We start from the raw sequence: 20,901 nt of genomic DNA, 5'->3' as shown, positions 1-20,901 counted from the left end.
TACAAAACAAGAAGGCAGGCCCTCTGTAAAAAAGCTGCAGCCAGCCTGCCACGCCCACCAATTTCTGAAACAAAATCCTGAACCACGCAACCCATCTTTGAAAAGATGCAAGCCCCGGTTACCCTCAATATTTTTGTCTTGACCTCCAGAAAAACCAGTTGGAGGGTGGCCAAACTTTCCGCTGCATCTTTCCCGGATTATCGATGCCGATCCCTCCACCGTTGGGTCCGGATGACATGGCCCGCTACGCCCAGGCTGACGTCATCTTCGTCGCGCAGGATGGATTCAAGCTGGCACCGGCCCGAGTGCGCGCCTACAGCTTCGCCAAGCTGGTCAACCAACGCGGTATCCGCGCGGAAGTGCTGTCCTTCTTCGATCATCTCGGCGCGGCCGAACAGGGCGGACCGGTGGCCGGTCTGGCGGAGGAGGAAAAGCTCCGCCTGAATCTGGCCGCCTTCGAGATCCTGTCACGCAACCCGCGCGCGCTGCTCTACGTGCAAAAGGCCGGCTACCACGCCATCGCCTGCCTGATGGCGGCGGCCCGCAACGGCAACCGGATCGTGCTCGACTACGACGATTATGATCTGGGCAGCCAGCCCTTCCGCCGGATCGAGCCCTGGCTGCCATCGCTGAAACCCGAGGAGTTTCTCGCCCGCTTCGCCGAACGGGCGCAGGCCTGCGTGGCGTCGAGCCGGCGCATCCTCGACCTTCTCGCACCATTCAACCCGAACACCCACCTCGTCCACACGGTGGCGGACCGGGACGTCTTCAATCCGGGCCGCCGTGGCGACGGTCGCCGGCGTTTCGGCGATTCCGTGAACATCCTGTGGTGCGGCGACGTGTGGGGCGACATCCCCATGAAGGACATCGTCTTCGGCGTCGACGCCTTCGCCCTGGTACCAAGCCGCATCCGCCACAAGGCCCGCTTCCACATCATCGGCTTCGGGCGGGCGTGGGAGGAGTTGAAGCGGCGCCTGCGGCAGCGCCACCCGGACATGGACAATCTGGTTTTCCACGAGCACATCCCGCCGGGCGAGTTCGGCGCGGTGCTCAACGAGATGGACATCGGCGTCCTGCCCTACGCCGACAACGCGTTCAACGCCTCGAAAAGCCCGACCAAGATGTTCGAGTACATGCTGACCAAGGTGGCGATCTGCGCCACGCCGGTCGGCGAGGCGGTGCATTGCCTGGAGGACGGCGCGTCCATCCTGCTCGGCGAGGGGCTGGAGGACTTCTCCGCCCGGCTGGCGACTCTGATCGATGACGACGACAGGCGCCGGGCCGTGGCCGAGGCCGCCTATGAACGGGCGCTCGCCGACTACACGCTTGACGCCGTCGGCGACCGGCTCACCGCCATCATCCGGCAGGCCATGGCGCCGGACGCATCGGCCGGCCCGGCGGGGGTGCCGCTCGAAACATTCATGCGGCAGGCTCTGGGCCGCCGGCTGGCGATGCCCTCGCGCGAGGTGGCGCTTGCCCGCGGCGATCTGAAGGCCGCGGCGGCGGCTCCCGACCTCGCCGCCGTCGATCCGCGCCGCTGGTCCGCCCCGCTGCTGGCCCTGCTGGACTGGCCGGGCGCCGCGCGGAGTGAAGAGGTGCCCGAAGAGACGCTGGCCCGCATCCGAGAGGCGGCGCTCCGCCACCGCAACGCCCACCGCCTGCGTCCGCGTCTGCGCATCGCCGCGACGGAACGGCCGGACGGGCCGCCATGCCTCGGCAAGCTGGCCGCGTCGGAGGACTGGGAAGACCCGGCCTGGTTCGCCTGGGCGCAGCGTTTCAAAACGAACTGCGGCACCTTTCACGTCAGCGCGGCCGACAACATCGCCGACTTCGAGGCGGTGCGGGACGACGAACTGCTCAACCACGTCTACAGCTACTTCAAGCGCAGCCGGGGGACCTGGGAGCGCGTGCATCTCCTGTACGGGCTCGACCGGCTGGGGCTGCTCGACGGGACGGCCCGGATGCTGGCCGTCAGCACCGCGGTCGACGGCTTTTATCTCACCCTGACGGAATGGGTTTCCTGCGTGGATGTGCTGAACATCGGTGCCGATGCCACGGCGCGGGCGGAGCGCGCGGCGGCGGGCGAGATGGACACTTGGCTGCTGAAGCCCCGTCTGTTCCACCGCGACCGGATCGCCGTCCACCACGGCCTGTCCGGGGCCCGTCCCGAAGCCGCCGGGGAACGGCCCTGGAACGCGGTCCTCCTGCTCCAGGATGCGATCTTCGATCCGGCGGCCGGCGATGTGCTTGCCTGGGCGGACGAGCGGCTGGCGGACGGCGGCGTTCTGGCCATCATGGGCCGGCTGCGCCTCGACGGCGGCACGGATGTGGCCGGCCTCGGCCCCGAACTGGCCGGAGACGGGCTCGCAGCCCTGTTCGCGCGGCACACGGGTTTCGAACTGCTGGGCGGCTTCGATGCGTCGTTGAGCGACGCGACTCTGGACCGGCTCGTGAGGACCGGCGCGCCCGGCGCGGAGAACCCGCATCTGGTGGCGCTGACCGGCGACACCCTGCACGCCTCCGTGGTCTGGTTCTGCCGCAAGACGGGTCCCACGGCACCCGGCGGCTGGGCGCGGCTGGCCGCGGCGCTGCGCGCCTGACCGCGAAAGCCTCGGCGGCATGCAGGATTTGAGGCTTTGTTAACCGCCCCCCTTCGATCATCGACCCATTCCGCCGCAAGATATCTGGACAACGCCCCATCATGAACGCCACACGCCCTTGCAGGATCGTCGTCACGGGCGGGGCGGGATTCGTCGGCTCCAACCTTGCCCTTCTGTTCAAGCGCGACCAGCCCGAAGCCGAGGTCGTCGCCTTCGACAACCTGCGCCGGCGCGGCTCCGAACTGGCCCTGGAGCGCCTGCGCGCGGGAGGCGTGCGCTTCGCCCACGGCGACGTGCGCAACCCGGAGGATCTGGAGGAACTCGGCGCCTTCGATCTGCTGCTGGAATGCTCCGCCGAACCGTCGGTGCACGCCGGCTATGGCGGCAGCCCGGCCTATGTGATCAACACCAACCTCGTCGGCACGGTGAACTGCCTGGAGGCGGCGCGGCGCCACGGCGCCGACATGGTGTTCCTGTCCACCAGCCGCGTCTACCCCATCGACCCGCTGCGCCGGCTGCCGCTGGAGCGCGGCGCCACGCGGCTGGTCCTGTCGGACGGCGCCGCCGGGCCGGGCTGGTCGGCGGCGGGCATCGCGACGGACTTTCCGATGCCGGGCAGCCGGTCCATCTACGGCGCCACCAAGCTGGCATCGGAACTGATGATCGAGGAATACGGCGCCATGTACGGCCTGCGCGCCGTCATCAACCGGTGCGGCGTGCTGACCGGCCCCTGGCAGATGGGCAAGGTCGACCAGGGCGTGGTCGTGCTGTGGGCGGCCCGGCACCTGTATGGCGGCACCTTGTCCTACAGCGGCTTCGGCGGGGAGGGGCTTCAGGTGCGCGACATGCTGCACGTCGCCGACCTCTACGACCTGCTGACGGTGCAGGTGGCGGGCATGGACCGGTTCAAGGGCCGCGTCTTCAACGTGGGTGGCGGGCCGGAGGTGAGCGTTTCGCTGGCCGAGCTGACCGCGCTCTGCGCGGAACGCGCGGGCCGCGGCATCCCCATCGCCGCCAGCCCGGAAACCCGCGCCGCCGACATTCCCTGGTACGTGACCGACAACGCGGACGTCACGCAGGCGACCGGCTGGCGCCCGCGGCGGATGCCCGGCGCCATCATGGACGAGCTGTTCGGCTGGCTGGACGCCAATCGGCGCATCCTGGAGCCGATTCTGTTATAGACGACGCTCGGCGGCCATGCCGCCCCATTCTTCCGAGGAGACTTCCCTCATGTCCGTCGTCATCGTCACTGGGTCCGCCGGTCTGATCGGCGCCGAAGCCGTCGGCTTCTTCGCGGAGAAGGGCTTCGACGTCGTCGGCGTGGACAACGACATGCGCCGCTACTTCTTCGGCGACGAGGCGAGCACGGCCTGGAGCCGGGAGCGTCTGGAGAAGCGGCATCCGTCCTACAGCCACGTCACCGCGGACATCCGCGACCAGGACGCCATCGACGCGCTGTTCGCGCGGTACGGCTCGGCCATCGCGCTGGTGATCCACACGGCGGCCCAGCCTTCCCACGACTGGGCGGCGCGGGAGCCCTTCACCGACTTCTCGGTCAACGCCAACGGCACGCTGAACCTGCTGGAGGCCGCGCGGCGCCACTGCCCGGACGCGCCCTTCATCTTCACTTCCACCAACAAGGTCTATGGCGACACGCCCAACGCCCTGCCGCTGGTGGAGTTGGAGAACCGCTGGGAACTTGACCCGTCCCACCCCTGGGCCGCCCACGGCATCCCGGAGGCGATGAGCATAGACCAGACCAAGCACAGCCTGTTCGGCGCCTCGAAGGTCGCCGCGGACGTGATGGTGCAGGAATACGGGCGCTATTTCGGCATGAAGACCGCCTGCTTCCGCGGCGGCTGCCTGACCGGGCCGGGCCATTCCGGCGCCCAGCTCCACGGCTTCCTGGCCTACCTGATGAAATGCGCGGTCACCGGCACGCCCTACCGGGTGTTCGGCTACAAGGGCAAGCAGGTGCGCGACAACATCCATTCCTTCGATCTGGTGAACGCCTTCTGGCATGTCTTCCAGGCGCCGCGCAGCGCCGAGGTCTACAACATCGGCGGCGGGCGCCACTCCAACTGCTCGATGGCGGAGGCCATCGCCAAGGCCGAGCAGCTGACCGGCCGCCCGATGGCCTGGAGCTACGACGAGACCAACCGGATCGGCGATCACATCTGGTGGATCAGCGACATCCGGCGTTTCCAGGAGCATTATCCGGGCTGGTCGCTGACCCGCGACATCGACGGCATCCTGGCCGAGATGCACGCCGAAATGGCCGACCGGTTCGCCGGCCAGTGATTGCCCGCCCGTGATGGCCGGCCTGAGAATGACGATCCGCGGGGAGCGGTGGAAGGAAGCGCGATGAAGGTCCTGTTCAGCAATCCGCCCTGGTGGGTCAAGCGGTTCGAGTTCGCGGGCGACGACGCCCCGGCCTCCGCCTGGTTCAGCGGCGTGCGCGCCGGTTCGCGGTGGCCGCACACCAACCAGGCCCACTCCTCGCCCGGCAACTTCGTGTTCGGGGAGTATCTGCCCTATCCCTTCTTCATGGGCTACGCCGCGACCTACGCCGCCAAGGCCACCGGGGCCAAGGTGGTCTTCCGCGATTCCATCGCGCTGCGCGAATCCTACGACAGCTATTTCCAGCATCTGCGGGACGAGCGGTACGAGTACATCTTCATCGAGACGGCGACGCCCTGCTGGGACCATGACCAGACCATCGTGCGACGCGTCAAGGAATTGCTGCCCGACACCAAGATCGTGCTGACCGGCGCCATGTCCGCCAAGGGCGAGGCGGTGATGGAGCAGTTCCCCATCCACGCCGTCATCCAGGGCGAGTATGAGAAGGGCAGCGTGCGCGTGCTGAACGGCGCGTCGGGTGTGCTGCCGCACGAGCTGCTGACGGTGGCGGAGATGAACGCCGCCCCTTACCCCTACTTCGACGACGTCATCGCCCACCGCTATTGGGACGTGAACCCCGCCGGGCAGAAGGCGCCGCAGCTCCAGGTCTGGGCCAGCCGCGGCTGCCCCTACAAGTGCATCTTCTGCGTCTGGCCGGCGACCATGACCGGCAACGACCCGGACGGCACCGGCAAGCGCTCGGTCCGCTTCTACGAGCCGGACTATGTGGAGGGGATGCTGCGCGAGCTGGTCGGGCGTTACGGCTACCGGTCCATCTATTTCGACGACGACACCTTCAACCTCGGGGACAAGCATGTCCTGGGGATCTGCGAGGTGATGACGCGCATCGGCCTGCCCTGGTCGGCCATGTGCCGCGCCGACACCATCAAGCTGGAAACGTGGCAGGCCATGCGCGACAGCGGCTGCTTCGGCGTCAAGCTGGGCTTCGAGAGCGGCAACCAGTGGGTCAACGACAACATCGTCAACAAGCGCCTGAACCTGGAGACCGCGCGCGCCGCGGTGCATGAGATCAAGCGGCTGGGCATGACGGTGCACGGCACCTTCACCTACGGCCTGCCGGGCGAGACGCGCGAGCAGATGCAGGACACCAAGGCCTACATCGCCAGCCTGCCGCTCGACACCTTCCAGGAGACGGGCTGCGGCGAGATCGAGGGCACGCCCATGTCCACCCTGCGGGAGAAGGGGCATCTCGACCGCTACGCGGGGGCGGCGCTCGACGAGCAGTATCTCTACGTGCCCGACGGCGGCGAGAAGATGCGCCGCCTGTCCGAAGGCGACCTCGCCATCGGGGCCGACAAGGCCAAGAGCAGCTCCGACTACCTGATCCGCCAGTGGCGCGCGCTGGGTGCCGCGGTGATCGAAGCGGCGGCGGACGGCCCGGTGGCCCTGTGGGGCATCGGCACCGACTTCTTCGAGACGTTGGGGCAGATGCCGGCGCTGAAGCCGCTCATCACGGAGGGCCGCGTGCGGCTGTTCGACGGCAAGCTGGCCGGGCAGTCGCTGGACGGCGCCCCGGTGGAGGCCCCCGCCGCCCTGCCCGGCTTCACCGGGCCGGTCTTCCTCACGCCGCGCATCGTCTCCTCCCGCACGGCGATGCGGCAGGACGCGGCCCGGCTGGGAGTTCCCGCCGCCGCCCTGCACGACCTCTACGACGACGCGCCCGTTCCAGCGGAATGAGGAACGGGGGAGAGGTGGTCAGGCCAGGAACCGGGCCAGCCTCTCCCAGCCGCCGCCCGGGGCATCGGCCCGCTTGCGGGCGAACCAGACGGCGGTGACGTGCAGGGCCTCGCCGGTGCGGGCGGCGAAGTTCGGGTTTCCGGACCCCGGCGCGCCGGTGGTCACGAACCGGTCGAGCGTGGCGTCGCTGAGCGACAGGTCCACCGGCCCCGGCAGGTCCAGTCCGATGCCCGCCAGGGTATCCCCAAGGGCCGCGGCCTGACGCGGGGTGAGCCCCGGCACGCCCGGACGCCCGTTCAGCCGGACCTCCGCCGAGAAGGCCAGCACCCCGCCCGGCGCCAGACGCCGGCCGATCCAGGCCAGCAGCTCCGCCGCCTTCCCCTCCGCCGCCAGGCGCGGCAGCGTGTTCTGCGGCAGGACGACGGCATCCCACGGCGCGTCGGCGAACAGATCCCGCCCCGGCATCCCGTGATGGATCGCGATGCGGTCGCGGTGGAAGCGGCGCGGCTTGGCGAGCCAGGGGTCACGGTCGCCGCGCGCCACCCGCTCGGCGTGGGCCGCCGCTCCCGGCCCGACATCGACCACCCCGACGGCCCGCGTCAGCTCGGTCAGCATGAGGTAGAAGCCGTCCACCTCGGCGCTCAGCACCAGGGCGCGGGACGGACGTTCCAGCACCCCCAGCCGGTCGAGGCCGTAGAGGAACTGGGCGCGCTCCCAGGTGCCACGGCTGCGCTTGAAGAAATTGTCGATGTTGTTGCGGGCGTCCTCGTCGCGGCGGCGCTCCGCGTCGGCATCGTCGATGTAGGGGGCCTGGAAGGTGGAGACGTTGGTCCGCACCCGCACCGCCCAGGGCCGCCAGGACGGGTCGTCCCAATCCTCCGCCGCGGCGAGCTTGCTGAGCGCCGGGGGGCCGGAGGGCCGTTCCTGCACCGGCAGGAGGATCTCCGGACGCAGCCGCGCGGCGTTGCGATGGCGCGCCGCCGCGGCCTTCAGGGCGGCCACGCGGTCCGGCGCCACCCGCTCCACGCTGGTCAGGCCGGGCCAGTCGAGGGCGGCGACCAGCGGCCCGCTCCAGCGGCGCGGGTCGGCGCCCTCCAGATCCTCGGTCGCCAGCAGGGCTTCCAGGTCGCGGCGCATCAGATGCACCTCGCGCGGGGCCGGCGGGACCGGGCGGGCGAGACGGGCGGCCAGGAAATCCTCCAGCGTCGTCACGGGCAGGGCCTCCGCCCGCGGCTCCGGCTCCAGCAGGCCGCGGACGACGGCGGCCAGCCGCGGGGCGATGCCCTGGAGGGAGAAACGTTCCATCGCCACCCGGTGGGCGGCCTCGGCGACGTCCCGGCGGAAGGCGTCGTCGCCGATCAGCCGGGCGAGCGCCGCGGAATAGCCCTCCATCCCCTCGGCCAGCAGGCCGGACACGCCGTTCTCCAGGCAGTGCGTCACCTCGCCCACCGGCGTGGCGCAGACCGCCACCTTGGCCAGCAGGAACTCGAACATCTTGGTCGGGCTCTTGGCGACGTTGAACTCGTTGGCCGAGTAGGGCAGCACGCCGATGTCCATCTCCCGCAGCACGGCGGGGATCTCGGCCGGCGGGATGAACTCGTGCAGTTCGAGGTTGGGCAGGTCCGGAAACCGCTCCCTCAGGCGCCGCTTCAACTCCTCCCAGGCCCGCCCGAAGCCGATGATGTGGAAACAGGCGCGGTCGCGCACGGCGCGGGGGACCAACGCAAAGGCGTCCACCGCGAACAGCACGTCCTTCATGGGGATGTCGCCCCAGAAGTCGCCGGAATAGAGGATGTTCACCCGGTCCCCGAAGCGGCGGCGCGGCGCGTCCCGCCCATCCGCGGTGAACAGGTCCTGGTCGGCCACCGTGTGGATCAGGTGCGTGTTCGGGTTCAGCGGGGCCAGCAGCGTTTCCAGCCGGTGGCTGGCCGCCACGCAGGCCCCGGCCCGGTTGGCCACCGTGTGGAAGAGCTGGTCGGGCCGCAGGCTGGGGAACCAGGGCTCCAGCCGCCGGAAGGGCTGCATGTCCAGCTCGTAGTCGTCGTAGTCGAGCACGATCCGGTTGCCGCCGCGCTCCGCCGCCAGGGCCGCCGCCAGCGTGTGGTAGCCGACCTTCTGCACATAGAGGACCGCCCGCGGGTTGGTGGCCAGCACCCGGTGCGCCTCCAGGTTCAGGCGGATCTTCTCTTCCTCGGGGATCGTGGACAGGGCGCCGGCCTGATCGGTGGCGCCCAGATGGTCGAAGAAGGACAGCACCTCCGCCCGCAGACCCTGCTGGCGCAGCGCCTTGGCGAAATTGTAGCAGCGCACCCGCGCGGAGGGCTGCCGGAAGCCGTCCTGGGCCAGGAAAATGACGTCCGCCGCCGCGTAGCGGGCGAGGGCATCCGCGTCGAAGGTCGGCGGCAGGGTCATGAGGGGCTCGGCGTAGGGAGGCGGAAGGCGGGAGGAGCACCGCTATCTACCGCCGCTCCGCGAGCCCCGGCAAGCCTTCCCGCATGGGCTGTGACCAGTGTCTTGGCTGTGGCCATTCTGGGACCAATGTCACACATCCAATCGATAGTGGTATGCCAGTTTTGGAGCGCGAGGGAGCATTCCGCAACCCTCGGGACGGGCGGTTTCCCGCCCGCAGGCTCCAGGATCCCGCATGTCCACGTCCTCGCAACGGACCATCGACATCCCGATCGTCGTGAACGCCTGGGGCGTGTCCGCCGGCCAAGCGCCGCATTTCCGGCTGCTGGTCGACGGCGTGATGATCGGCGAGGCGTGGGTCGCCGCCACCTCCAGCACACCCTACCGCTTCACCGCCACGGTCGATCCCGATCAGGCCCACCGGATTTCGATCTGGTACGACAACGACGGGGTGGTGAACGGGGTGGACCGCAACCTGTTCGTCGGCTCCATCACCGTCGACGGGCAGGAGGTCAAGTCCACCGACGCGCGCGCCACCTACGACAAGGGGGCGGTGGACGGGAAGGACGTGGTTCCCGGCCAGGTCGGGCTCTACTGGGGCGGACTGCTGTCCTTCGGGCTGGGCGAGGAGATGTTCGGCGGTCCGCTGGTCCGCCCGCCGCCCAAGCCGGACGAGGTCATCACCCGGCCCATCCCCATCACCGTCGAGGCGGCGCGCGGCGCGTCCGCCACGGGGCCGGTGCGCTTCAAGGTCCTGGTGGACGGCAAACCGGTGGGGGAGGCGGAAGTCACATCCGGCAGCGCCGAACGCTTCACCTTCGGCGTCACCCTCGACCCGTCCGTCGCCCACACGGTGCGGATCCTGCCCGTTAGCGGGACGCAGGCCGGAGACCTGACCATCGGAGGCGTGGCGGTCAACGGCAAGAGCCTCGCCGCCCCGGCCCCCGCCCAGGACGGGTCCGTCACGCTGGCGGTCGCCGCCCCCGTGTTCCAGGGCACCGCGTCGGACGCAGCGGCGCCGCAGGGCGACGCCTTCTACGTGGCGAAGAACGGCAACGACGCCTGGTCCGGGCGGCTCGCCGCCCCCAACGCCGAGGGCACCGACGGCCCCTTCGCCAGCCTGGAGCGGGCGCAGGCGGCCATGCGCGCCGGCACCGTCAAGACCACCTACGTCCGCGAGGGCTCCTACAATCTGACGGGCACGCTCACCCTCGGCGCGCCGGACAGCGGCGTCCGCATCCTGGGCTATCCGGGCGAGCAGGCGGTCCTCAGCGGCGGCGAGCGGGTCACCGGCTTCACCTATGAGGGCAACGGCGTCTGGTCGGCGCCCCTGTCCGCGGCGCCCGGGCTGGACGTCACCGTCGACGGCGCGCGCTACCGGCTGGCCTCCAAGGCGGCCTACGACCCGCAGGACCCGACCACCGGCTGGTTCGTCGCCGACGCGAGCGCCTATGGCGCCAGCAAGAACGCGCTGCGCTACCGCGCGGGCGACGTCACCGCCGCCGATCTGGTGCCGGGCAGCCGGGTCCAGGTCTTCGACACCGAGCGGCTCCAGGACGCGATCCTGACCGTCGCCGGCATCGACACGGTGACGCGCACCCTGACCTTCACCGCCGACGCGCCTTTCACCATGCGCGACGGCTCCACCTTCAAGCTGCTGGGCAACAGCGCCCACGTCGATCAGGTGGGGGAGTTCGCCTACCGCGCCTCGGACGGGCGGCTGGTCATCAAGGCGGGGGAGGAGTTCAACGGGACCGGGGTGGAGGTCGCCCGGCTCGGCACGCTCATGCGGCTGAACGGCGCCAACGGGGTGACGGTCCAGGGGCTGACCTTCACCAACACGACGACGGACGGCAACGCGCTGGACGTCCTCAACGGCGACGTCAACACCATCGCCGGCAACAGCTTCGTGAATGTCGGCACCGGCATCCGGCTGACCCAGGGGGCGGACCGCAACCTGGTCAGCGGCAATTATCTGGACCATCTGGGAATCAACGGCATCGCGCTGACCGGCCAGTCGATCGGCAACACGGTCACCGGCAACCGCATCCAACACATCGGCGAGGTGCGCAAATACGCCGGCGGCATCATGGCGTCGGGGATCAGCGACACGGTGATCTCCCACAACGACATCGACCACAGCGCGCGCTACGGCATCTCGGTCAAGAACTGGGACACCGCGACGATCAGCCTGAACAACGCCATCCTCCACAACCGCGTCCGCAACACGGGATTGGAGACGGCGGATTCCGGCGGCATCGAGCTGCTCGGGCGGTCGAACCTGAACACCGGCACGCGGATCGAGGGGAACCGGGTCGAGCACACCGGCGGCATCGCCACCACCAGCACCGGCCAGTGGCTGCGCGACTACAAGGGCTACGGCATCTATCTGGACGACCTGACCAGCGGCGTGACCGTTCAGGGCAATTTCCTGCGCGACACCGCCTGGGCCGCCGTCATGATCCATGGCGGCCACGACAACACCGTCACCAACAACATCGGCGTGCTGGGCGCCAACGGCGAGAGCTTCATCCGCATCGAGTGGGTGCCCCTGGCCGGAGCGGCCGGCATCCCGGCGAACAACACGGTCACCGGCAACCTCGTGTCGGGGGCGGTGCCGCTCGGCGGCTACGTGACGATCCTGTCGGCGGGACAGAACGCCATCGACGCCAACTTCCTGCACCAGGTCGGCGCCTATGGGGCGAACGACCGGGCCGGCGACCCGCTGTTCGCCGACGCCTACAACCACGACTACAGCCTGCTGCCGCTGTCCCCGGCGCTCACCGCCGGCCTCCAGGATCTCGCCTGGACGCTGATGGGCATCGTCTCCGGCGGCGGCACGGCGCCCCCGCAGGACGGCGGCGGGACCTCCCCCCTGCCCCCTTCCGATCCCCAGGCCAACGAGCCGCCCGCCCCGGTGCCGGTGCCCCAGCCCGACAACGGCACCCCCGCCGTCCCCCCCGCCCCCTCTCCGACGCCGACGCCGGCCGCACCGTCGGTCTCGGCGCCGCTCCCCGACCCGGCTCCGGCGCGGCCCTCCGTGCCCTTCAGCCGGATCGTGGACGGGGTGCAGACGACGGTGGCGGCCTACGCCTACGAGGGGCCGGTCACCACGCTGCAATGGAGCTTCCTGGGAACCGCCGAGGACGAGGTGGTCGGCGGTTCGGACGGCAACGACTTCATCAACCTGATGGGCGGAAACGACGCGGCCTGGGGTGGGGCCGGCGACGACGTCCTGGACGGCGGCTCGGGCTCCAACTGGCTGATCGGCGGGCCGGGTCACGACACCTTCTTCGTGGACGGGCGCGGGGGCGAGGTCACCTGGTCCACCATCGTCGATCTGGAACGCGGCGAGTGGGCGACCCTCTGGGGCTTCGTGCCCGGCCAGTCCCGGCTGACCTGGGAGGAGATGGGCGGCGCCGAAGGCTACAAGGGCGCCACCGTCCGCTGCGACATCGACGGCAACGGCACCATCGACGCCAGCATGACCTTCACCGGATTGGCCGTGAGCGCCATGACCGTCACCACCGGCATGGCCGGCAGCGAGCCCTACATCGCCTTCATCACCCTGTAGCCGGCTCCTTTTCTTTACCCACCATGCACCGCCGGACCCACAGGCGCGTCCCGGCGGATTGCACGGGCGACAGACGCGGCGATTCATCGGCGTTATCACCACACCCTTCATAACGCCCTGAAAGACAACGATCTTTTTATTTTCAGGGTTGACGCGGGCACGGGAAGGGATCACGGTTCCGTCAACGCTTAATACAAAAGTCAGTCTTCGATACGCCGTTTTGCGGGATCGGCCGGGCGGGAACGCACCCGTTTTCCGCCGATCCCACCGGCTGCCCTTTCCCTCGGACCGGACCGGGAGGAAACGGCCCCCACCGACACGCCTTCGAACCGAAAGGGAACAGCCCCTCATGACCAGCACGACAGCGGAGCTTGAAGCGCTCCTCATGCAGCGGTCGCTGACCGACGCGCAGCTTCTGGCGGCGGCGGAAGCCGCGGCGGACTTCCGCATCCTGCCGAACGCGACGGTGCTCAAGATCGGCGGGCAGAGCGTCATCGACCGCGGCCGTGCCGCCGTCTACCCGCTGGTCGACGAGATCGTCGCCGCCCGCAAGGAGCACAAGCTGCTGATCGGGACCGGCGCCGGCACCCGCGCCCGCCACCTCTACTCGATCGCGGCGGGGCTGAACCTGCCGGCCGGCCTGCTCTCCCAGCTCGGCGGCTCGGTCGCCGACCAGAACGCCGCCATGCTCGGCCAGCTCCTCGCCAAGCACGGCATCTCCGCGGTGGACGGCGCCGGCTTGTCGTCGGTACCGTTATTCCTGGCCGAAGTGAACGCCGTCGTCTTCAGCGGCATGCCGCCCTACAAGCTGTGGATGCGCCCCGCCGCCGAGGGCGTGATCCCGCCCTACCGCACCGACGCCGGCTGCTTCCTGGTGGCCGAACAGTTCGGCTGCAAGGCGATGATCTACGTGAAGGACGAGAACGGGCTCTACACCGGGAACCCGAAGACCTCCACGAACGCCACCTTCATCCCGAGGATCTCGGTGGACGAGATGAAGGCCAAGGGGCTTCAGGACTCGATCCTGGAATTCCCGGTGCTCGACCTGCTGAAGAACGCCCGCCACATCCGCGAGGTGCAGGTCGTCAACGGCCTCGTCCCCGGCAACCTGACCCGCGCGCTCGCCGGCGAGCATGTCGGCACCATCATCACCGCGCGCTGAAGGACCACACGCCATGTCCGACACCCAGCACAAGAAGCATGCCAACAGCATCAAGCATGTGGCCTCGCCGCTCGCCCGCCAGACCCTTCTCGACGGCAGCCTGACCGCCCCGGTCGCCGGCGTCCGCCCGATCCGCCTGCTGCCCTGGCTCCAGGTCGTGAAGATCGGCGGGCGGTCGATCATGGACCGCGGCCATGAGGCGATCCTGCCGATCGTCGAGGAGATCCGGAGCATCCTGCCGGAACACCGGCTGCTGATCCTGACCGGCGCCGGCATCCGCGCCCGCCATCTCTACAGCGTCGGGCTGGATCTCGGCCTGCCGGTCGGCTCGCTCGCCCCGCTCGCCGCGACCGAGGCCGGGCAGAACGGCCACATCCTGGCCGCGCTGCTCTCGCCCGACGGCGTGTCCTACGTCGAGCACGGGACCATCGCGAACCAGCTCGCGGTCCATCTCTCCGCCGCCCGCGCGGTGGTGGGCAGCGCCTTCCCGCCCTACCACCACCATGAGTTCCCCGGCTCGCGCATCCCGCAGCACCGGGCCGACACCGGCGCCTTCCTGCTGGCCGACGCGCTGGGCGCCGCCGGGCTGACCATCGTGGAGGATGTGGACGGCATCCACACCGCCGATCCGAACGGCCCCGAGGGTGGCACGGCGGAGCTGCTGCGCGAGACCACCGCCGCCGAGCTGGCCAAGCAGGGCGGCACGCTGCCGCTGGACGGCGCGCTGCTGGAGGTGATGGCGAACGCCCGCCACCTGGAGCGCGTGCAGGTCGTCAACGGGCTGGTTCCGGGGCGCCTCACCGCGGCGCTGCGCGGCGGGCATGTCGGCACCATCATCCACACGGGTGCCCGGCCGCTCTGAGCGGCGCCGGTCCGGTCGAAACGACGAAGGCGCCCGGTGGCGGCACCGGGCGCCTTTCGCGCATGGACGGAGTGCCTTCGGAAGTTCAGTTGCTCGCCACCGGCTTGCGGAGGGCCTTCTGTCCGTCGGCCTTCGCCACGGCCTTGACGGCGGGCGGCGCCATGTCCTCCGAGGACGCCTGCTGAAGCCGGCCTTGCGGGCTCGCCTTCGACGGAAAGGCCACCGGCAGCAGCATCGCGGCGAAGACGGCGACGGCGATCAGGGTCTTCACGGCTTCCCAGGCGAAGCCGCCGCGGCGCGGAGACTTGGACGGCAGGAGGGCGTCGTCCGCCTGCAGGGCGGTCGCCGAGGCAGCCGGCATCGGCTGGACTGCGGTCATGGACATGGCAGGCACTCGTGTTCGGGTTCGCCGGATTGCTAACCCCCACCATCGCAAGGGTCATGCCATGCCCCGCGCCGCGATCCGGCCATTCCCGGGCCTTCGAATGGAAATTATCTCAAAATCAAACCAATGCCGGGGTTTCCGCGACGCCGCCGCCTCTCACGAGGGCGTCGCGTTTCGCGCCTGCAAAAAGCCCTTTCCGGTCCGCCTGCCCGGCAAGATTCTCCCCATGGGCGGCGGCTTCTGCCCACTTGGCGGGAAAATATTGCCGCGTGGAGTGGGGCCTTTCCAGCCTCAGGCCCGGTCTCAGGCCATCGCGCGGATCAACGCGATCTGGCGTTCCAGGCAATGGGACAGGTCGAACCGCTCCACCGCCGTCTCCCGCGCGGCGCGGGCGAGCGGGGCGAAGGCGCCGGGGTCCTGCAGCACCGCGACGGCCTTGGCGGCGATGTCGTCGGGGGAGAAGAAATCGGCCAGCAGCCCGTTCTCGCCGTGCCGGATGACCTCCCGCACCGGGGCGGTGTCGGAGCCGATCACCACGCAGCCGAGCGCCATGGACTCCACCATCGACCAGGACAGGACGAAGGGATAGGTCAGGTAGACGTGCGCCCGCGACAGCCGGAGGACCGACAGATACTGGTCGTAGGGAAGGTGCCCCAGGAAATGGACGCGCGCCGGATCCAGCGGCACCTCGGCCAGCATGGCTTCCCGCCAGCTCTTCCCGCCGCCGGGAGGGGGTGAGCCGTAGCTGACCTCGTCGCCGCCGGCGATCAGCACATGGGCCTTTGGCCGTGCCTCCAGGATGCGCGGCAGGGCGCGCATGAAGCTGGGGAAGCCGCGGTAGGGCTCCAGGTTGCGCACGGCGTAGGTCAGCACCTCGTCCTGCCGGGTCAGCACCGTGCCGTCGGCGAGGGTGACGCGGATGTCCGGGTCGGGCAGAAGCTGCGCGGTGTCCACCCCGTCATGGATGACCTCGATCTTCGGGTGGAACGGCGCCGGGTGGGAGTCGCGCTGCCACGCGGTCGGGGCGATGCCGCGGTCGCAGGCCTCCAGGGCCAGCAGCAGCGGCGTGCTGCGCATCCGCAGCCGCAGCACCGTGTCCACATTCACCGGGACCGACGGGTCGAAGCCGACGTCCAGCCCCTGGGCGCGGTAGAAGAACTCGCAGTAGTTCAGGTAGGGGGTGTTGGGGAACACGTCCTTGACGAACAGCGTCTCGCCCCAGCCCGGATGGCCGACGATGACGTCGGGGCGGAAGCCCTCCTCGCGCAGGCCCATCAGCAGACGGGCCGCGGCCTGCCCGTGCAGCACCGCGTTCTCGGTGGACACCAGATAGGGATGCGCGTTCTCCCGCGCCTTGCGGCTGGGCTGGTAGGAGAGGCGGCGGACGTTCGGGATGTCCCGGTCGGTGCGCTTGGTGATGAAGACGACGCGGTTCGCCGGATCGGCGGCCAGGCGGGCGGCCAGGTGCTTGTACTGGCCGGGCATGTTCTGGTGGATGAAGACGATGTTCATGCTGTCTCCGCAAGGACCATGCAGGCGCCGCCGTCAGGCGCGCCCGGCGCCGAACTTCTCCCGCAGCTTCGGCCCGACCTTCGGCAGCAGAACGGACAGGATCAGCAGGCTGAGCCCGATGACGGTCGGCGCGATCCAGTCCGGCTTGCCGGCAAGGGCGTGGTCGCCCGCGGCGCCGAACTGAACGAAGGCCACCGTCATCGGCAACTGCCCGATCAGCGAACCGAAGGCGTAGGCGCCGAGCCGCACCCGCGTCAGGCCGAGCGCGTAGTTCACCCCGCTGTGCGGCAGAACGGGGACCAGCCGCAGCATGGCGACGGCCCGCCAGCCACCCGTCTCCAACCGCCGCAGCGCCTCGCCCCAGCGCGCCCCATCCAGGGCCGGAACCAGCCCGTCGCAGACGTAGCGGGTCAGCAGGAAGCCGGTGGAGGCGCCGATCACGCTTCCCGCCGCCGCCAGCACCCCGCCCCACCAGACGCCGAAGACCAGTCCGGCGACCATCGCCATGACGGAGCGCGGGAAGAACAGCAGGCTGGCCAGGATGTGCAGGAGCAGGAACAGGACCGGCGCCGCGGGGTGATGGCGCAGGATGTCCTGCAGCGCGTCCATTCCGAAGGTCCCGTGCCACGCCCACCAGGCCCCGGCGCCACCGAGCAGGAGCAGGACGAGCAGCCCCCGCCCGAGGGTGCGGAGGATGGACAGGGAAGGCGTGCGGCGCTCGGCCATGGTGCGGGCCTTTGGGTCTTGGAACTGGAGCGGTTTCGGTCCGGCTTGCATATCACGGGCGTCCCTGCACCGCGAGCGACGATCACGCCCGCGCGGATGCGCGGGCCCGAGGCAAGAAAAAGGCCGCAGCCTGGACGGCGCGGCCTTCAAGTCTAGGGAGGAAACGCCCAAAGGGCATCCGGGATTCAATTTATGCTGCAACGCAGCAAAGGTCAAGCCCCCGGTGAACCGCCATCACCTGAAATATTCCGCCCCCTCCCGGCCGCCGCCCCACCCCACCGGATCGCAGATGCCGAAAAAAAAAGGCTGCAGCCGGTGAGGCGCAGCCTAGTTCTGGGAGGGAGGAAACCAAGAGAACTTGGTGAGGTCATTTATGGACTGGTTTGCTTAACAGTGCGTAAACAGACCACATGTTCCGAAGACATACCTATTTTTTGACAAGGATCAAAAAAGCCAAGCTCAAGCTTGAGTGAAGGGGCGGCTCCCTGGTGCACGGCAACACGCAAAGGCATCACGGATGACGGCGGGCAAGCACCCTCCGGATGTCGGCCTGCCACACCATGCTGACCAGGGCGATCTGGGTGAGCAGGGCGATCTCGCCGTTCCCGATGGCGTCCAGGAGTTCGTCCCGCGTCATGAACAGGATCTCCGTCTCCTCCAGGTCGTCGGACAGGGGATCGGCGACCCGGCGGCAACCGGTGGCGTGGAACATGTGGGACACCGCGCCGCCCTGGTTGGCGTTGACCGTGTAGCCGCCCAGCGCCGTCCAGTGGTCCGAGACGAAGCCGGTCTCCTCCAGAAGCTCCCGCCGGGCCGCCTCCAGCGGGTCCTCCCCCGCTGACAGATGGCCGCCGGGAAAGGTCAGGTTCACGCGCCGCGGGCCGTGCCGGTACTGACGGTAGACGATGGCGCGCCCATCCTCCGTCTCGGCGAAGATGCAGGCAAAGGACGGCATGTCGAACTGGTAATAGTCCCGGATGACCCGCCCGTCGGGCAGTTCCACCGTCTCGACATGGACTTTCAGGAACGGATCGGCGTCGAGCAGTTCTCGGCTTTCGAGCACGGTCCACGGGCGCAGGCGGCGCGTCATCCCTGGATCTCCTTCGTCGTGTCCTTGTTCACGCCGTGCCCTGGGTAGCGGCCAGGCGTCGCCGAGGCAAGAAACATGAATGAGAGACTTCCGAATTCCGCCGCCGCGCGTGCATTAGAAAAGATTCATCAATCTTTAAGGGTCTTATCAATCGATAGAGCAAGCTTTCATCGACATATCATAACGCATGCTTCGCGTTAATTCGCACTGATTCGATGCTCTTGCTCTCTTTGGTAATCTCGCTAGGATATGCGAACAACGCTCGATACGAATTGTGCATTAAATTTTACCTTTATGCTTGTGGAGGGTGATGGATCGACGACCACAGCCGGCATCCGCTCCTCCGAAAGCCGCCCATCGAAAGCCGCCTATCGAAAGTCATGGAACCCCATGCCAAGCCTGCCCCTCCCGGATATCCGTCCCTCCTCTTCCGTGGCTGCCCCGCCCCATGACCCGTCCGCCGTCCGCCGCGCTTCGGGGCGTGTTCCGGTCCGGGCTCCGCAGGATCTGGCCGCCGGTCTGCTGATCGCGGCCTTCGGACTGGGCGCCCTGTGGCTGGGCCGCGACTGGCCGACCGGAACTCTGGCCTATGTGCAGTCCGGCTTCTTCCCGAAAATGATCGGGATGCTGATGGTGCTGGCCGGCGTCATGGTGGCCGGTCGCAGCCTGCTGATCGACGGTGCCGCCCTGCCGCCCTGGGGCTGGCGCCCTCTGGTCGGGGTGACCGCGGCAGTGCTTGCCTTCGCCGGGACGGTGGAGACGCTGGGGCTGGTGCCGGCGGTGCTGGTCCTGGTGGGACTCGGCAATCTGGCCGGACAGCCGCTGCGCCCGGTTCCGCTGGCGCTGCTGGGCGGCGTCCTGGCGGCGGGCTGCGTCGCGCTGTTCGTCTGGGGATTGGGCCTGCCTTTGCGGGTGTGGCCCCTGTGGGTGTCGCCGTGATGGACCTGATCGCCAATCTTCTGCTCGGCCTGTCGGTCTCGCTGTCCCCGGACAATCTGCTGCTGTGCTTCGGCGGAGCGTTGATCGGCACGCTGATCGGCGTCCTGCCCGGTCTGGGACCGACCGCGACGGTGGCGATGCTGTTGCCGCTGACCTTCTACCTGCCGCCGGTCGGCGCGCTCATCATGCTGGCGGGCATCTTCTACGGCTCGCAGTACGGCGGATCGGCGACGGCCATCCTGGTGAACCTGCCGGGCGAATCCTCATCCGTGGTCACCTGCCTGGACGGCCACGCCATGGCGCGGCAGGGCCGGGCGGGTGTGGCGCTCGCCACGGCGGCGCTCGCCTCGCTGTTCGCCGGGATCGCCACCACCGTCCTGATCGCCGTGGCCGGTCCCCCGCTGGCCGGGGTGGCGCTCGCCTTCGGGCCGGCGGAGTATGTGTCGCTGATGCTGCTGGGCCTGATCGGGGCGGTGACGCTGGCCCACGGGTCGGTGGTGAAGGCCATCGCGATGATCCTGCTGGGCCTGCTGCTGAGCATGGTCGGCACCGACGTCAATTCCGGCGACACGCGATTCACCTTCGGCCTGCCGCAGCTCTACGACGGCATCGACTTCGTGCCGCTCGCCATGGGGCTGTTCGGGCTGGCGGAAATCATCATCAGCCTGGAGCAGACCGGCGGCGCCGGGCGGACCACCGCCCCGATCGCCAGCCTGTGGCCGAAGCGCGAGGATGTCCGCCGGGCCTGGCCGGCGACGGTGCGCGGCACGGTGATGGGCGCCCTTCTCGGCATCCTGCCCGGCGGCGGCGCCACGCTGGGCTCCTTCGCCGCCTATTCGCTGGAGAAGAAGGTGTCCCGCCACCCGGAACGCTTCGGGCAGGGCGCCATCGAGGGGGTGGCCGCGCCGGAGGCCGCCAACAACGCCGCCTCGCAGGCCTGCTTCATCCCCATGCTCAGCCTGGGCATCCCGCCCAACGCCATCATGGCCCTGATGATCGGCGCCATGACCATCCACGGCATCACGCCGGGGCCGCAGATCATGGCCAAGCAGCCGGAGCTGTTCTGGGGCATGATCGCCAGCATGCTGATCGGCAACGTGATCCTGGTGATCCTGAACCTGCCGATGATCGGGCTGTGGGTGCGGCTGCTGAAGGTGCCCTACGGCTATCTGTTCCCGGCCATCCTGGTCTTCTGCTGCATCGGCACCTACACGCTGAACAACAGCGCCTTCAACGTCCTGCTGATGGCCCTGTTCGGCATCCTGGGCTACGTGCTGCGCAAGCTGGACTGCGAGCCGGCGCCGCTGATGCTGGGCTTCGTGCTGGGCCCCATGCTGGAGGAGAATCTGGGGCGCGCCCTGCTGCTGTCGGGCGGCGACCCCACCGTCTTCGCCACCCGCCCGATCAGCGGCAGCCTGCTGGCCGCCGCCGGTTTCCTGCTGGTCCTGATGGTGCTGCCGTCGGTGCGCCGCCGCCGCGACGACGCCTTCAAGGAAGAATGATCCCCGACCCTGTTCCCTTGTCCCCGCCCGCCCGGATTTCCA

General features: G+C 69.2%; 14 protein-coding genes. 9 read left to right on the top strand and 5 right to left on the bottom strand.

Features of this window, described 5'->3' with window-relative positions; genetic code table 11:
* Positions 1-236 precede the first annotated feature (236 nt).
* From TSH58p_RS18290 to TSH58p_RS18275, 4 genes are all read left to right on the top strand, one after another.
* Positions 237-2,600 carry a glycosyltransferase gene (locus TSH58p_RS18290; protein WP_109068138.1) on the top strand — a complete coding sequence of 788 codons (2,364 nt, stop codon included), beginning with the start codon at positions 237-239 and terminating at the stop codon, positions 2,598-2,600.
* A gap of 101 nt (positions 2,601-2,701) precedes the next feature.
* Positions 2,702-3,781, top strand: a complete 1,080-nt coding sequence (locus TSH58p_RS18285; RefSeq protein WP_109068139.1) for an NAD-dependent epimerase/dehydratase family protein — start codon at positions 2,702-2,704, stop codon at positions 3,779-3,781.
* 49 nt (positions 3,782-3,830) lie between these two features.
* Entirely contained in the window at positions 3,831-4,901 is a 1,071-nt protein-coding gene (locus TSH58p_RS18280; protein ID WP_109068140.1) for an NAD-dependent epimerase/dehydratase family protein, read from the top strand.
* Positions 4,902-4,964: 63 nt separating this feature from the next.
* Positions 4,965-6,698, top strand: coding sequence for a radical SAM protein (locus tag TSH58p_RS18275; protein ID WP_109068141.1), 1,734 nt, complete (start codon positions 4,965-4,967; stop codon positions 6,696-6,698).
* 18 nt (positions 6,699-6,716) lie between these two features.
* Here the strand turns inward: TSH58p_RS18275 and TSH58p_RS18270 are convergent, their stop codons facing one another.
* Positions 6,717-9,110, bottom strand: a complete 2,394-nt coding sequence (locus tag TSH58p_RS18270; RefSeq protein ID WP_109068142.1) for a glycosyltransferase — start codon at positions 9,108-9,110, stop codon at positions 6,717-6,719.
* A gap of 232 nt (positions 9,111-9,342) precedes the next feature.
* Here TSH58p_RS18270 and TSH58p_RS34455 point away from each other — a divergent pair, with 232 nt between their 5' ends.
* From TSH58p_RS34455 to TSH58p_RS18255, 3 genes are all read left to right on the top strand, one after another.
* Positions 9,343-12,681 carry a carbohydrate-binding domain-containing protein gene (locus TSH58p_RS34455; protein ID WP_109068143.1) on the top strand — a complete coding sequence of 1,113 codons (3,339 nt, stop codon included), beginning with the start codon at positions 9,343-9,345 and terminating at the stop codon, positions 12,679-12,681.
* 349 nt (positions 12,682-13,030) lie between these two features.
* A complete protein-coding gene (locus TSH58p_RS18260) occupies positions 13,031-13,843 on the top strand; it encodes a uridine kinase (RefSeq protein WP_109068144.1) in 813 nt (270 codons plus the stop codon).
* A gap of 13 nt (positions 13,844-13,856) precedes the next feature.
* Entirely contained in the window at positions 13,857-14,705 is an 849-nt protein-coding gene (locus tag TSH58p_RS18255) for a molybdenum storage protein subunit alpha (protein ID WP_109068145.1), read from the top strand.
* 85 nt (positions 14,706-14,790) lie between these two features.
* Here TSH58p_RS18255 and TSH58p_RS18250 read toward each other — a convergent pair whose 3' ends face one another.
* The 4 genes from TSH58p_RS18250 to TSH58p_RS18235 form a co-directional block, all read right to left on the bottom strand.
* A complete protein-coding gene (locus tag TSH58p_RS18250; RefSeq protein WP_109068146.1) occupies positions 14,791-15,090 on the bottom strand; it encodes a hypothetical protein in 300 nt (99 codons plus the stop codon).
* Positions 15,091-15,393: 303 nt separating this feature from the next.
* Positions 15,394-16,602: a glycosyltransferase family 4 protein gene (locus TSH58p_RS18245; protein ID WP_109068147.1), complete on the bottom strand. Its 1,209-nt coding sequence runs from the start codon at positions 16,600-16,602 to the stop codon at positions 15,394-15,396.
* Between the two features lie 33 nt (positions 16,603-16,635).
* On the bottom strand, positions 16,636-17,328 hold the full coding sequence (locus TSH58p_RS18240; RefSeq protein WP_109068148.1) for a TVP38/TMEM64 family protein: 693 nt from the start codon (positions 17,326-17,328) through the stop codon (positions 16,636-16,638).
* Positions 17,329-17,839: 511 nt separating this feature from the next.
* The gene (locus TSH58p_RS18235; protein WP_109068149.1) at positions 17,840-18,418 is read right to left on the bottom strand and encodes an NUDIX hydrolase; all 579 of its coding nucleotides are present in this window, start codon (positions 18,416-18,418) and stop codon (positions 17,840-17,842) included.
* Between the two features lie 432 nt (positions 18,419-18,850).
* Here TSH58p_RS18235 and TSH58p_RS18230 point away from each other — a divergent pair, with 432 nt between their 5' ends.
* Both TSH58p_RS18230 and TSH58p_RS18225 read left to right on the top strand, forming a co-directional pair.
* Positions 18,851-19,357, top strand: a complete 507-nt coding sequence (locus TSH58p_RS18230; protein WP_247873831.1) for a tripartite tricarboxylate transporter TctB family protein — start codon at positions 18,851-18,853, stop codon at positions 19,355-19,357.
* Positions 19,357-20,859 (top strand): tripartite tricarboxylate transporter permease, encoded by a 1,503-nt coding sequence (locus TSH58p_RS18225; protein ID WP_162600064.1) that lies wholly within the window; start codon positions 19,357-19,359, stop codon positions 20,857-20,859. Before TSH58p_RS18230 ends, TSH58p_RS18225 begins: the two co-directional genes overlap by 1 nt.
* Positions 20,860-20,901: the final 42 nt, after the last annotated feature.

Source organism: Azospirillum sp. TSH58 (genome assembly GCF_003119115.1).
Taxonomy (GTDB): Bacteria; Pseudomonadota; Alphaproteobacteria; order Azospirillales; family Azospirillaceae; genus Azospirillum.
The sequence above is the reverse complement of the archived record's forward strand: the minus strand, read 5'-3'. Positions and strand labels throughout refer to the sequence as shown.

Bases quoted from the DNA above. Each gene is read 5' to 3' on its own strand.
- TSH58p_RS18290 (WP_109068138.1), top strand. From the start codon at position 237: ATGGCCCGCTACGCCCAGGCTGACGTCATCTTCGTCGCGCAGGATGGA.
- TSH58p_RS18285 (WP_109068139.1), top strand. From the start codon at position 2,702: ATGAACGCCACACGCCCTTGCAGGATCGTCGTCACGGGCGGGGCGGGA.
- TSH58p_RS18280 (WP_109068140.1), top strand. From the start codon at position 3,831: ATGTCCGTCGTCATCGTCACTGGGTCCGCCGGTCTGATCGGCGCCGAA.
- TSH58p_RS18275 (WP_109068141.1), top strand. From the start codon at position 4,965: ATGAAGGTCCTGTTCAGCAATCCGCCCTGGTGGGTCAAGCGGTTCGAG.
- TSH58p_RS18270 (WP_109068142.1), bottom strand. From the start codon at position 9,110: ATGACCCTGCCGCCGACCTTCGACGCGGATGCCCTCGCCCGCTACGCG.
- TSH58p_RS34455 (WP_109068143.1), top strand. From the start codon at position 9,343: ATGTCCACGTCCTCGCAACGGACCATCGACATCCCGATCGTCGTGAAC.
- TSH58p_RS18260 (WP_109068144.1), top strand. From the start codon at position 13,031: ATGACCAGCACGACAGCGGAGCTTGAAGCGCTCCTCATGCAGCGGTCG.
- TSH58p_RS18255 (WP_109068145.1), top strand. From the start codon at position 13,857: ATGTCCGACACCCAGCACAAGAAGCATGCCAACAGCATCAAGCATGTG.
- TSH58p_RS18250 (WP_109068146.1), bottom strand. From the start codon at position 15,090: ATGTCCATGACCGCAGTCCAGCCGATGCCGGCTGCCTCGGCGACCGCC.
- TSH58p_RS18245 (WP_109068147.1), bottom strand. From the start codon at position 16,602: ATGAACATCGTCTTCATCCACCAGAACATGCCCGGCCAGTACAAGCAC.
- TSH58p_RS18240 (WP_109068148.1), bottom strand. From the start codon at position 17,328: ATGGCCGAGCGCCGCACGCCTTCCCTGTCCATCCTCCGCACCCTCGGG.
- TSH58p_RS18235 (WP_109068149.1), bottom strand. From the start codon at position 18,418: ATGACGCGCCGCCTGCGCCCGTGGACCGTGCTCGAAAGCCGAGAACTG.
- TSH58p_RS18225 (WP_162600064.1), top strand. From the start codon at position 19,357: ATGGACCTGATCGCCAATCTTCTGCTCGGCCTGTCGGTCTCGCTGTCC.